This is a genomic window from Parabacteroides sp. An277, assembly GCF_002159645.1.
In the GTDB taxonomy this organism is placed as follows: Bacteria; Bacteroidota; Bacteroidia; order Bacteroidales; family Tannerellaceae; genus Parabacteroides.
Genome location: NZ_NFJB01000055.1, coordinates 1 through 15113 on the forward strand (window position 1 = coordinate 1; position 15113 = coordinate 15113).

The window sequence follows — 15113 nt, forward strand, 5'->3', positions numbered from 1 at the left end:
AGGAGACTTTCTAAACCGTTTAGATTGCTTCCTGAATTTTCAGGAGACTTTCTAAACCGTTTAGATTGCTTCCTGAATTTTCAGGAGACTTTCTAAACCGTTTAGATTGTTCCCTGAATTTTCAGGAGACTTTCTAAACCGTTTAGATTGCTTCCTGAATTTTCAGGAGACTTTCTAAACCGTTTAGACGGTTCTTGGATTTACAAAAAACTTTCGGAATCGCTCTGAAAACGCCCTGGATTTACAGGAGACTTTCGGAACCGTTCTGAAAGTCTCGGATAGAAAAGGGAAATATCCCCATAAAATAGATCATGTTCACAATTATAATAGAAATAATCCTATAGCAAATGAATACGAAACAGAAAGTAGATGTGTGGGAAGAATTGGTGATGATTCCTACCTACGGAATTGGAAAACCGGATAAGAATCCGATGTTTTTTGAGAAACGCGTGTATCAAGGGAGTAGCGGTGTGGTTTATCCCTATCCTGTCGTGGAGAAAATCTTTGATACATGTGAGGAGCGCCCGTATCGCGCGTTGTTTTTGGAGAATGAATACTTGAAAGTCATGATTCTGCCAGAACTGGGTGGACGGGTACAAATGGCCTACGACAAACTGAAACAGCGTCATTTCATTTATTACAATCATGTCATTAAGCCCGCGCTCGTCGGACTGACTGGACCTTGGATATCAGGAGGCATCGAGTTTAACTGGCCGCAACACCATCGTCCCAGTACTTACCAGCCGGTGGATTATCGGATTGAAAAGGCCGAAGATGGCAGCGTGAAGGTCTGGGTGAGTGAGCGGGAGCGCATGTTCCACCAGAAAGGCATGGCAGCATTTGTCTTACGTCCAGGCCGCGCGGTGCTTGAGATTCAAGGCGTGGTATACAACCCTACTCCCTTCCCGCAGACCTTCCTTTGGTGGGCGAATCCGGCAGTAGCGGTGAATGATGCCTACCAATCGGTCTTCCCGGGAGATGTAAATGCGGTATTCGATCATGGCAAACGCGATGTTTCCCGGTATCCGGTAGCTACAGGTACCTATTACAAGATGGACTATTCTGCCGGGGTAGATATCTCACGCTATCGGAATATCCCCGTGCCCACCTCGTACATGGCCATTCGTTCCAACTATGATTTCGTGGGCGGGTATGAGAATGATACGCAAGCGGGCGTGCTCCATGTAGCTAACCATCACGTCTCACCCGGTAAGAAGCAGTGGACATGGGGCTGCGGAGATTTCGGTAAGGCTTGGGACCGCAACCTGACGGACGCAGACGGTCCGTATATCGAACTCATGACCGGTGTATACACGGATAACCAACCAGACTTTACGTGGCTTCAACCGTATGAAGAGAAACGTTTCACACAGTATTTTATGCCTTATCGGGAACTGGGAGTCGTGAAAAATGCCACAGCCGACTTGCTGATGAATATCGAACCGACCGGAGAGGGAACATCGACGTTGCTACTCTTTGCGACCTCAGCACAAAAGGGTGTCCATATTCAGGTGCGCCAGGGAGATAAAAATAGGTTGGATACCGTTCAGGATATTTCCCCGGAACAGGTACTCCATCTGACTGTACCGACCGATACGTTAACAGACATGGCTATACATATATATAATGGACAGACGGGAAAGTGCATGCTTTCGTGGCGTCCCGAACCAGATACCATCAAACCGGTACCAGAACCTGCAAAAGCAGCTCTCGACCCGCGTGATGTACGTACGACCGAACAGCTATATCTGACCGGTCTGCATCTGGAGCAATATCGCCATGCCACTTACTCACCCGTAGATTACTACCAGGAAGCGCTTCGACGTGATCCTAACGACATACGTAATAACAATGCCTTAGGATTGTGGTTGCTCCGGCGCGGGCAATATGCGAAAGCCGAAAAATACCTGCGACGGGCTGTAGAAACCTGGACAGAACGAAATCCGAATCCTTACGACGGCGAGCCGCTCTATAACCTCGGCCTCTGCCTGAAGTACCAGCGGCAGGAATCAGCGGCATATGCCTATTTCTATAAAGCATGCTGGAACGCGGCGTGGCAAGATGCCGGCTATTTTTCGTTGGCACAGCTCTCTGCGGGACGAGGAGATTGGGAAGTCGCACTCGACGAAATCGAGCGGTCTCTGCTTCGGAATGGAAACAATCTCCGGGCTCGCCACCTGAAGGCCACTATCCTTCGACACTTAGGACAGATAGATGCGGCACTTTCGTGGATAGATAGCTCACTTACTGTCGACCCGTTTAATTTCGGTTGTCGTTTTGAAAAGTTCCTGCTCACCCGAGACGAAAACGAACTCAAGGACTTGGCTTCGCAGATGCGCGGGGAGGCACATAATTATGAAGAGTTAGTTACCGATTATCTGTCGAATGGCTGTTGGGAAGAGGCCGAGGCTGTAGCTACCTGGGCACTTCGCTTATCGGTGACAGACAGCACGCTGCTGCACTACTACTTAGCCTATATCCAAGGACGACAAGGCCGGGAAGAGGAAGCCAAGAAGTGGATATGCGAAGCCGAGGCACGTCCACAAGATACCTTCTTTCCCAATACGCTGGAGGCCATAGAAGCCTTGACATACGCCACACAAATCGTAGCACATACCCCGAAGGCGTGGTATCTCTTAGGAAATATTTGGTATGACAAGCGGCAATACGACAATGCCATCGCAGCTTGGGAGACCTCCGCGGAACAGGACAACCAGTTCCCGACTGTACTCCGCAACCTCGCGCTCGCATACTTCAATAAAAAGGGAAAGAAAGACGAGGCTGTTACCCTGATAGAACGCGCTTATGCATTGGATACCTCCGACGCACGCGTGTTGATGGAGTTGGACCAACTCTACAAACGCCGGAACGTGCCGTACGAGACACGCCTTGCGTTCCTCCACACACATATCGAGGCCGTCTGCCAACGCGATGACCTCTATTTGGAATATGCAGCATTGTTGAACCAGACGGGACGTTACGACGAGGCACGCCAGTGGATAGACCAACGGAAATTCCACCCTTGGGAGGGTGGCGAGGGGAAGGTCCCCGCGCAATATCAACTCTCCCGGCTTGGTTTGATGCAGCAAGCGATGCAACGAAAAGATTACACCTCTGCGCTGCGCTGGCTGGAAGAGTGTTACGTCTACCCGGCACACTTGGGCGAAGGAAAATTGCAAGGAACGCGCGAAAACGAACTCGACTACTGGAAAGGGTGCATTTATGAAGCGCTCGGAGACGAGGCAAAGCGGCAGGAGGCTTATGAAAAGGCCCTGGCTGGCAGTTACGAACCCACCGCAGCTATGTATTACAACGACCAACGGCCGGATGTAATCTATTATCAAGGACTGGCTGCCCGGAAGCTGGGACAGGAGGATATGGCCAAGTCTCGCTTCCATCGCCTCATCGACTTTGGCGAACGGCATCTCTTTGATGTCTTTAAAATGGACTACTTTGCAGTGTCGTTGCCCGACCTCCAAATTTGGGAGGATGATATGGACAAGAAGAATCGCGTGCACTGCCTTTACCTGATGGGATTGGGACAGGCAGGACTGGGCCGTACGTCTCTGGCAAAACAGTATTTGCAAGAAGCCTATGCCCTGGACATCAACCATACCGGCGTACAGCGGATGCTACAATGCTTGGAAGAAGACATGGAATCACATCGCTAACAAATGAACAGACAATGAAAGTAAGCACATACATTACTATAGGATGGCTCGCTTGGAGCTTGGGAGCCTGTACACAATCCAATCTGAACGAACTGGATTTATCCGGCGAATGGAAAATGCAACTGACTTCGCCCGACGTGACAACAGTACCGGAAACAGGATTTGACCAAGCGGTCCGCCTCCCGGGGTCGTTGCAGGAACAAGGATATGGCGAAGATATCGGCCTGCAGACGAAATGGACGGGACAGATTGTGGACAGCGCATGGTACAAGGCACCGGAATATGAACCCTATCGCCAGCCAGGGAACATAAAGGTTCCCTTCTGGTTGAACCCGGACAAGCATTACGTGGGCGTTGCCTGGTATCAGAAGCAGGTGCGCATACCATCTGGATGGGAAACACGTCCGGTGGTCTTGGAACTGGAGCGCGCACACTGGACGACAACCCTTTATGTCGACGGACAGCGGATAGGGAAACAAGTCGCCCTGCAAACGCCACACCGCTATGTACTGTCGGGACTGACTCCAGGCGAACACACCTTCACCCTGAAGGTGGATAATCAGCTCTATGTAAATGTAGGGATGAATGCACACAGCGTATCTGACCATACACAAAGTAACTGGAACGGTATTATCGGGGAACTGAAACTTTCCCCGAAACCTGCCGTATACATCGAGGATATGCAGATATATCCGCAGATACATGCCAAGCAAGCCGAGGTGAAGGTATCCTTGAAAGGAACCGTTTCACAGGAACCGGTGACATTGACCTTGCAAGCCCGCACACTCGACGGGAAAACCATTGGAGAGCCTGTCTCCTATACCTGCGACGCGGGTAGTATTGACCCGAATCTCACGCTGTCGTATGCGTTGGGAGAAAAGGCGGAGCTCTGGTCAGAATACAACCCGACGACCTATCGACTCACGGCCGAGTTGCAAGTCGGACAAGAACGTGACCGGAAAGAGGCAAACTTTGGTCTGCGTGAGTTTAAAGCCCACGGGACGCGCTTCGAGGTGAATGGTACTCCTATCTTCCTGCGCGGAACCCTGGAATGCGGCATCTTCCCGTTGACAGGCTACCCCAGCCTGGAGAAATCTTACTGGGCGAAAATCTATCGCACCTGCCAGGAGTATGGACTGAATCACGTCCGTTTCCACTCCTGGTGTCCACCGGAAGTGGCATTTCATGTAGCGGATAGTCTCGGGATGTACCTGCAAGTCGAATGCGGAGCCTGGACAGAAGTCGGCAGTGGCCAGCCCCAAGACCAATGGATTCAGGAAGAGTCCGACCGAATCCTGAAGGAATACGGAAACCATCCCTCCTTCTGCCTGATGGCGCATGGTAACGAACCCAGTGGAGCTAACCAGGCAGCTTACCTGGAGAAGCTCGTAAGCTATTGGAAAGCGCGAGATGACCGCCGCGTGTATACCAGTGCTGCTGGATGGCCTCACATCCCCAATGCAGATTATTGGAGCACGATGGATCCCCGCATCCAGGTCTGGGGCGCCGGACTTTCCAGTATCATCAACCGCGAATCCCCGCGAACTAATTATGACTTCTCGGCCATCATCCGTAGTGATATGCCCACCGTCAGTCATGAAGTGGGACAATGGTGCGTTTACCCGAACTTCCACGAGATAGATAAATATACTGGCGTACTCAAGGCAAAGAATCTGGAGATATTCCAAGAGACCCTGGCTGAAAAGGGCATGAGTTCGCTGGCAGACAAGTTCCTCTATGCCTCTGGACGCCTTCAGACGCTCTGTTACAAGGCCGACATTGAAGCCGCCCTGCGCACACCCGGTTTTGCGGGCTTCCAATTGCTGGACTTGCACGACTTTCCCGGACAAGGTACTGCCCTGGTCGGGGTGCTTGATCCATTCTGGGATTCGAAGGGCTACGTAGACGGGGAAGAATACCGTACGTTCTGTAACAAGACCGTGCCACTCGCCCGCTTTCCGAAAATGGTATGGCTGAACAACGAGAAACTGGAAGCCCCACTTGAGATTGCACACTTCGACACAGCCCCCCTGGAAAAGGCCGTTGTGGGTTGGCAAATCTCTCGTCCGGATGGGGAAATCCTCGCTTCCGGAGAAAAGGAAAAGGATATCCCGATAGGCAACGGTATAGCTGCTGACAACATTACTTATGACCTCTCCGCTATCCAAGAGCCCATGCAACTCACCGTATCTGCCTACATCAAAGACACGGACATACGTAACCAATGGCACATCTGGGTATATCCGGCAAAGAAGAAAGCCATCGAGCAGCTTCCTTACATCACTACCACCCTCGATACGAAAGCCCGCGCGGAATTAGAGAAGGGAGGTTCTGTCCTCTTACTGAATTACGGGAACGTACCGGAAGAGAAAGGGGGCGACATCGCCGTCGGTTTCTCCAGTATCTTCTGGAATACGGCTTGGACGCGGGGACAGGCACCGCACACATTGGGCGTCTATTGCGAAAAAGAACACCCGGCCTTGCGGCAATTCCCCAATGAAGGGGTAAGCGATTACCAGTGGTGGGATCTCATGAGCCGGTGTGATGCCATGGTGCTGGATAATTTCCCGAAAGGCTTTGAACCCATTGTTTATATCATTGACGACTGGTTCACTAACCGAAAGCTGGGGATGCTCTACGAGGCCCGTGTGGGAAAAGGGAAACTTCTTGTTTGCAGTGCAGACTTGCAGCGAGACTTGAATAATCGGCCAGCCGCCTCCCAATTCCGCCAGAGCCTGTTGGAATACATGGCCTCCGATGACTTCAACCCGACACAAGAGGTAAATCTCTCCGACATCTTCTGAAAACTTGCCGAAGTAAGGAGAAAAAGTCTATCTCTAACCTAAAGATATGTATCTGCAGACTGAAGATATGTATCTTTAACCTACAGATATGTATCTTTAGCCTAAAGATAGAACTTTCATGGGATGTTTCCTCTTTTTCTCCCGGCTCTAATGAAGAAACTACAGGCTATTTTATCTTTATAAAAAACAATATAGACATTAAAAGAATGAAACGATTAAGTATCTTAATGATATGGCTTGCCGGATGGTTCTTCTCGCCTTTACAAGCCGAGGAACGAATCGACCTCTCTGGACTATGGCGTTTCCAACTCGATCCGATGGGATTTGGAAAGACACCCGGCTCAGAACTCTATCTCAGTAAACTAACAGAGACGATCCAACTACCTGGTTCAACGGATGAAGGCGGGAAAGGTATCCAGAACGTAGTAGCACACGTGGACCGCTTGAGCCGGAAATTTGAATACTGTGGGCAAGCATGGTATCAACGAGAGGTTTTGATTCCAGAAGACTGGGAAGGGAAGTCTATCGTCCTGTCATTAGAGCGTTGCCACTGGGAAACGACACTTTATGTGGACGGAACCTTGGTCGGAAGTGAGGAACATCTCTCTACTCCCAACCGATTTGACGTAACGCGTCAACTGACACCCGGTATGCATACGCTGACGCTCTGCATTGATAACCGATTGAAATACCCCATGGACCAATGGAACCACGGGACAACAGAATATACACAGACAAACTGGAATGGCGTCGTAGGCCAGATGCAATTGATTGCCCGTACTCCCGGACACATTCAGACATTGCGCCTCTTTCCGAATCTACAAACACAAACATTGCAAACCCGCGTGTATTTTGCGCCAGCTACAGCCAAAGAAAGTGGCACTTTACAACTAATTCTACGCGAGCGAAACGGGAAAATCCTGTCACAAAGCACACATTCCGTTTCAGTTGATACGTTAGAAACGAACTTCGAAGCGAATCTCCCAACCAAAGGACTTCAACCATGGGATGAATTTACCCCAACACTTTATGAAATAGAGGCCGTATGGAAAGGAGAAAGCCTCCGAGAAACATTCGGCATGCGCGAAGTGACACAAGGGAAACACCACGTGCAAGTAAACGGACGGAATGTTCACCTACGAGGTACATTAGACTGCTGTGTCTTTCCGCTTACAGGTTATCCAGCCACCAATGTTGCCTCCTGGAAACGTATTTTTGAGACGGTCAAAGCTTACGGATTAAATCATGTCCGATTCCATTCCTGGTGTCCGCCTGAAGCTGCATTTGATGCAGCCGACGAGGTCGGCATCTACTTGCAAGCGGAATTACCCATGTGGATAAAAGACGTAGGTCAATATCCTGCCCGCCGCGATTTCTTCGAACGGGAGATGTATGCCATCCTGGATGAATATGGAAATCACCCCTCTTTCATCTTGATGTGCAATGGGAATGAGAATGAAGGCGATTTCCGTGTCCTGGAAGATTTAGTCAAAAAAGCGCAAACCTATGATAACCGTCGGCTCTATTCTGCCTCAACAGCCCGTACGCACGTAGCCGCTGATCAGTTTTATACCTCGCATGTAAGTGAGAAGGGATGGATTACGGTCTATGAAGGCAAACCATCGACGGATTGGGACCTCAACAAAACTTCCGCAATCGATGTGCCCGTCATTGCACACGAGACCGGGCAACGCTGCATGTATCCCAATTTCGAGGAGATAAAGAAATATACTGGTGTGTTAGAACCGCGCAACTTCTATACTTTCCAAGAACGATTGGCAAAACACGGCATGCTCTCGCAAGCACAAGATTTCTTCCGAGCGACCGGAGCTCATACCGTGCTGCAATACAAAGAAGTGAACGAGGCATTGCTGCGTACTTCTACATCGGGTGGTTTCCAATTACTGGGATTGTCTGACTTCCCGGGGCAAGGGAGTGCTTTCGTGGGCATCTTGGATGCTTTCTGGGAAAGTAAAGGATTAGTCACACCAGAAAAGTATCGCGAATCATGTGCCCCGATTGTTCTGTTGGCCCGTTTACCGAAACGAGTTTATACGAACGAAGAAACCTTTACCGCCCAATTAGGCATTTACCATTACGGACCCGAAAACCTGAAGAAGGGCAAACTCTCCTGGCAATTGATAGATGAGCAAGGACAAACCTTCCGCTCGGGGACGTTATCGCATGACCTGATTCCATATAGTAGTGTCGATTCGCTCGGCATCGTGTCCATTCCATTGCAAGGAGTTGAGAAGGCAGGCAAATACACACTCCAGGTACAAATCGCGAATGGTATTCGAAACGAATGGGATATCTGGATTTATCCAATCCAGAAAGCAGCTCACGAAGAAATGACGTATGTCCATTCTTGGGAAGAAGCTCGTCCTCTCTTGGCGCAAGGCAAACATGTGTTGTTAATTCCAGACAAGAAACCGGCAAACGGACGAAAGACGCACTTCGCTGGCCATTTCTGGAATCCAATCATGTTCAACTGGGAACCGATGATTGTCGGGACACTCATCGACCACCAGCATCCGGCGTTTACCCAATTTCCTACATCTTATTATGCGGACTGGCAATGGTGGGACATCTTGAACCAGGCCGTCGCACTCGACCTGACCGACTTCCGTCACCTTACGCCGGTTATCCAAAGTATTGACACGTATGAGGTGAACCGAAAGCTCGGCATTGCATTCGAGGCAAATGTAGGGAAAGGCAAATTGTTTGTCCTTTGCGTCGATATCGCCCAAGATATGGAGAAACGACCCGCTACCCGGCAATTACTCCGTTCCGTTCAGCAATATGTGGCATCAGACCAGTTCTGTCCATCGGCCACATTGCCTGTCTACGCGTTAGACAAACTGTTCGATGATACAGAAAAATCGAAAGAACAAAATGCGACGAATGCGGCCATCGAATTGCTTTTGAATAAATAAGGCTTCATTTATCTATTTATCAATGAGTAAAAAATCCGTATGAATATTTGAGAGTCATTTTTGAGATAATCATTCGGACAATTTGAGAGAATAAGAAAAGAAACGGTGGCGAACATACGCTACCGTTTTTTTATTTTTGTTATCCAATTTAGCAAAAACCATTATATTATTATAAACACATAAATTAAATGACTTATGATGAAATCTTTACATCGTGTAGCCGTACTTTTAATGGCGGCATGTAGTATGCAGAGCCTATCTGCAGAACAAATTACGCTGACTGAGGCAGGTTCGCTGGCCAGCACATTAGGCGACAGAGCAACTACCATGAGTGAATTGACACTCGTAGGGCCTATGAATAGTGCCGATTTTGCTACACTTGCCGAAATGGGAAAAGAGAACCTGAAAGTATTGGATTTGAGCGCAGCCCTGCCCGCTGGAGACTCCATACCGGCTAGGGCATTAGTGCAGGCTCGACAAATTACTTCATTGGTATTACCCCAAACGACAAAATGCATTGGTTCAATGGCATTAGCCGGATTATCAATCAGCACGATAGAACTTCCTGCCGCATTAGAGTATATTGCTCCGAAAGCTTTCCGAGATCCTCAAGGTATACTTAGCTCATTTACATTAACAGAAGGGAACCAATCCTTTACACTGATAGACGGCATTTTGTATTCGGCAGATGGACAAACGTTGGTACTTTGTCCCCCGGCGCGCGAAGGTGCTGTGTCTGTAGCAGATGAGACCGTACGCATCGAAAATTCTGCATTTGATTATTGCAAGAAAATTACTTCCATCCAACTCCCTGCATCCGTAGAGGAACTGGGAGATGAATCCTTTTCTCGTGCAGAAAGCTTGGTTTCTATCAATTTAGAGAATATAAAAGAAGTCGGTTCCAATACTTTCGACGGATGTTCTGCTTTTAATGGCCAAAACGGGGTCCTTTCCTTACCTCAAATACAAAACATTGGCGGATATGCGTTCAGTTCCCTTCCTATTGTAAAGGTTGAAACAGGCGATGCATTGGAAACTATCGGAGAATCCGCATTCTGGATGTGTGAAAATTTAACAGAAGCATCCTTGGGGAAAAACCTGAAGGAAATCGGGAACAATGCATTCCATGCAGCCGATAACCTTAGCAAAGTATATTGCTATGCAGAAGTTCCACCGGTAATAGTCAATGATTACAATGCCATCAATTATATATTTGAGGAAGAAGGTACGTTGTATGTACCGGCTGGTTCGATTGATGCCTATAAGGCTGCTAACTTATGGGAACGTATTGCCCATATTGAGGCCATTAGCGGTACGACAGGCATCGAAGATTTGCTAGAAACTGATTACCAAGTAATCGGTACGGAAGGTGGTATCTTGGTAAAAGGAAACGCTCCGGTTTCCGTACGTGTATTTAAAGTTTCGGGCGTATTGGTCAAGGAACAGACGGTAGATAGCCACGAACAAATAACTTTGCAAAAGGGTATTTACTTCATCTCTTTGAATGGAGAAAAAGCAAAAGCCATTGTCGTAAAGTAAAAAAACGACAAAACATAGTGATAGTTGCTGGGATTCACGCCGTGATTCCCGGCGATTATAACTATAATCGAAAAGGATTCTCGTTATAAACGGAAAGGATTATAGGCATAATCGTTTACCCCTTTCTTATCGAATACGCAGACGATGGCGAGAAACGGATTTCATCCTCCAAACCCCGGACTTTCGTCCTCGAATCCCTCGGTTTCGGATAAAAACCAAAAAGTTTTTCGCTAAAACTCTTGCTATTTCATTTTTCCTCCTTACCTTTGCATCGATTCCGCAGCGGAGAGCGTTTCGCCCTTGGGAATCGATGAAAATATTGTAAGCATTTTACGAAGATTATTCCTATTCGAAAATCTGGTAAATTTTTGTCACTCTGGAATAATGGACAGTAAATGCTTGCGCTACATACGGGACAGATGAAGGTTTCCTATAATTCGTGCATATCATTTAGTATATGTATCATTGCGGGGGAACTGGAAGTATAATCGTATAGGCGCGGGCTGTTTTCTATTATTAGAGTGCAGGCTTACCAGAGCCTTCGAATAAATAATAGACAACGTAAGCCCGCGCTTTCTTTATGTCCGTAATCAAAGCCGGGTGCGTTGTACTAACCTTCGTAAGATTTAATCAAGAACTTATTAATCAAACATTTTTGTATAATTAAAATTTTAAATCTTATGAACAAAAAAGTACTTACGCTTTGTGCGGGTCTGTTGCTTAGCGGATCTGTATTTGCAGCGCATCAAGCAGGAGTAGATTGGTCTAACACGCTGGGTGCATTAGACAATGCAGGAAAGTATTGGCAGTTGAATGTCTTGAATTTTCGTGCAGGTACTGGAGATTGGACAACAGGAACGACTGGCTATTATCTGACAATGACTGAAGGAGCAAATCCTACGTTAGTTATGGCTAAAAGAGCTTCTGGCTTGTTGGATGAATCTTCTTATTGGACATTGAAAGTAATTCCATTAACAGCTGGTGAAACTTATCCTGATAGCTACTGCTTAGCTCTTGTTGAAATTACGAATGCCGAAGGATATACTTTGACACTGGATAAGAGCACACATGGATTGGCCGATAAAAATACTACTGAAGCTAATAAAGTTAGCCGCTTCTATGTGAGAAGAGGAACTAATGACAACTTGACATTAGCATATTATCCTACACCAGGTGATAATACTGATGTTTATTGTCTTGGGCAAGGTACAAATATTGATACTAATACAGAAGCTATAGCAGGAAAGAAGCTGGGAACAGACAACTATCCTCTTAGTTGGAAAATTAAAAACATTGCCGAAGAAGCTCTTCCTGCTAAGGAATTGAACGCACAATTGAACGGTGGTTTCGAGTTGAACTTCTCTTCGAATGGTGAGGCTTATAAGAACCTGACTTGGGCTGAAGCTTTTGGTGGTAAGTTGACGGCTGTAGGTGTGAATGTATCGGATGAGGATGACATTGCAACATCTTCAGATACAGAATACTACTTCCGCACAAGCGATGGCCGTTACATCGTTTTGGACGATGAGTATTTGGGAACGGCAACCTCTACCTTGAAGGGCGACAAAGAAGCATTCTATCGTGGATATAACTTCACCACAATTAGTGAACATGCATTCAAGAATTTGACAGATAAGAGCAATGCAAAGTTTACTGTGTTCCGCACGTATGACTTCAATGACAAAGACTCTTTGATTATCTCTTTGCCGGAAGTAAAGAACATAGGTTCTATTGGTCGTAAAGGATTGAATACAAGTACAACTCCCGCAAAAAACAACGAAGAAGGTCTGCGTTTGTTCATCTCTTCTGTGTTGGGTAGTGATGTGTTGACTACAATCGACTATACGAAAGCGAACAATAAATTAGCTCGGGTAAAGACGGACGATTATAATACGGCTCAGATGGGTGCTTTAGCTCCTTACATTAAGTTCGGTGCTTCAAACATTGTAGACTGGAGCAAGTTCGCAGGTAAGGTTTGGAACATTACGGATGAGGAAGGCAATGTGTTGTCTCCAAAGGCAGATGGAGACATCGACTATTCAAAGTCAGAGGATTACAATTACGCACAATTGTTCGCTCCGGCTGAAGAAGTAGACAAGAGCAATCCGGAAGGACAATGGTTGCTCGACGATGCAGGCAATTGCTTCGTGAACCGTGAATCGGGCGAACAGGCTTTCTTGTCAACAAACAACTGGACTATCCGCAGCTTGGGTGGCAACAAGTATGCCCTCTACAACAGCCGCTTCGATACGGACGACGAATATACCATCTACATTACAGAAGCTAAAGATGCAGAACTGGGCTGGACAGAAAAGGGTTACGTTATCTACGACATGGACGAAGAGCAGAACAATGGCAAGTATTTGTCGTTTGAAACTACTTTCGGTACGGCTTATGTAGGCAAGGATGCCGACGACAATGTGATCTTGACGCAAGATATCGACGAAGCGATTGAGTTCCGTGTAAAGCAGATGAGCCATGATTTCGAAGATCACGACGGCATCGCAGCTCCGGATACATTGCAGCACTATACTTCATTCATGAATGTAGATAAGGATGGCGAACTCTATGTAGACGTAGATACGTTGCAGTTCTTCCACTATGCATTGTATGAAAACTTCTCGGAGAAGTATTTGATGTATAACACAAAGACTAAGAAGTTCCAACTCTCTGACGAAAGCTATACAGGCAACGGACATGAGAACTTCGACCAAGAAGGCGCTAAATACGCATTCGTAGTAAAGGCTCGCGAAGATGGTTCTTACATCTTGGTGCGTGATTACGCAATTGATTATGATAAATGCATTAATGATGCAACACATAATCATGCAATCCAGAAGAATTGGAACAACGAGAATGCTACATTTGACAATATCTTCGAAGTGAACTTCGGTGATAATGCGTTGACAGTATGGAACGAAAAAGGTACAAAGACCATCAAGAGAAGCGACAAAGCCAACGGTCAAGCACACAAGCTCTACGCAGGTACGCAGAAGGATGGCTTCTTGACGGATATGGCTGATATCTACAACTACAACGATAACGACCGCGTCACGATTGAACCGACCAACAAGGTAGAATACATGAAGTTTAACGCCGGCCTCGACACCGTTAAGATTTTGTTGCAACGTCAGCCGAACTTCTTCCTCTATGAGCACAACGAGAACGGTACGAACTTCTTGAATATGGAGCACGTAGCCGACGTAGAAGATATGAAGGCAGCTATCTTTGTAGATACGGCTTATGTACGCAATAACACAGATCGTCCTCAGTACCTATTGGCTGTAGGTGCTAAGCATGTAGATGCAGAATGGGATAACCACGAAGATTCACCCGAAATCCCGGTACACATGATTCACCCGGATACAACTTATGGTCGCTTCTTGGTAAATATGGTGGATTCTGCTGCGGCTTGGAAAGGTTCCGTGAAAACGAATCCGTACATCCACGAAGAGTTGAACGATAACTATTACTATCGCTTGGCCTTCATCGACGGTATCCACACAGGTGATGCGTTGATTCTGAACACAACAGCTGCGAAAACGAAGATTAACCTGAATAACAACAACGAAAAGGTTTGCACATTCTCGTTCCGCTATGTAGACGAAGAGCGTGAAGGCGTGAAGATCGAAACAACTTACGATGGAAAGACTCGTGGTTGGTTGAAATATCAGAACAACGTGCCGGTAGTAACGAACGATTACGAAGATGCTCACGTATTCTTAGTTGATAACACCACTACGGAAGCTCCGACCGCCAACGAATCCATCTCCGCAGAAAGCGCAGTGAGCGTAACTGCAACTGACGGTGCCGTAACCATCAAGGGTGCGGAAGGCAAGAACGTGGTGATTGCTACTATCTTGGGTAAGGTAGTTGCTAATGAAACTATCAACTCAGACAACGAGACGATCGTCGTTCCGGCTGGTATCGCAGTGGTATCGGTAGACGGCGAATCGTTCAAGGTAGTCGTTAAATAATTGACAATGGAGAATTGACAATTGACAATTATCTAAGCTGAGACATTTAATTGTCAATTGTCCCTTGTCAATTGTCAATTGAACTAAAGTTCATAACATTATAAATTTAAGTTGTTAATAAATAGTTAATAAGCTGCTCAGTGCCCCTCGCGAGAGTCGCCGCAGCCAAAGAAATACGTTAGTATT

At 47.1% G+C, this 15113-nt stretch carries 5 protein-coding genes; all 5 read left to right on the top strand.

Going from position 1 to position 15113, the window contains the following annotated elements; genetic code table 11:
* Positions 1–347: 347 nt before the first annotated feature.
* The 5 genes from B5F77_RS14635 to B5F77_RS14655 all read left to right on the top strand — a co-directional run bounded on the left by B5F77_RS14635 (position 348) and on the right by B5F77_RS14655 (position 14927).
* A complete protein-coding gene (locus B5F77_RS14635; protein ID WP_087332085.1) occupies positions 348–3671 on the top strand; it encodes a DUF5107 domain-containing protein in 3324 nt (1107 codons plus the stop codon).
* A gap of 14 nt (positions 3672–3685) precedes the next feature.
* Positions 3686–6475: a beta-galactosidase gene (locus B5F77_RS14640; RefSeq protein WP_087332087.1), complete on the top strand. Its 2790-nt coding sequence runs from the start codon at positions 3686–3688 to the stop codon at positions 6473–6475.
* A gap of 227 nt (positions 6476–6702) precedes the next feature.
* Positions 6703–9411, top strand: a complete 2709-nt coding sequence (locus B5F77_RS14645) for a sugar-binding domain-containing protein (RefSeq protein ID WP_239446384.1) — start codon at positions 6703–6705, stop codon at positions 9409–9411.
* A 195-nt stretch (positions 9412–9606) separates the two neighbouring features.
* The gene (locus B5F77_RS14650; protein ID WP_087332091.1) at positions 9607–10950 is read left to right on the top strand and encodes a leucine-rich repeat domain-containing protein; all 1344 of its coding nucleotides are present in this window, start codon (positions 9607–9609) and stop codon (positions 10948–10950) included.
* 680 nt (positions 10951–11630) lie between these two features.
* Positions 11631–14927, top strand: coding sequence for a DUF6383 domain-containing protein (locus tag B5F77_RS14655; protein WP_087332093.1), 3297 nt, complete (start codon positions 11631–11633; stop codon positions 14925–14927).
* Positions 14928–15113: the final 186 nt, after the last annotated feature.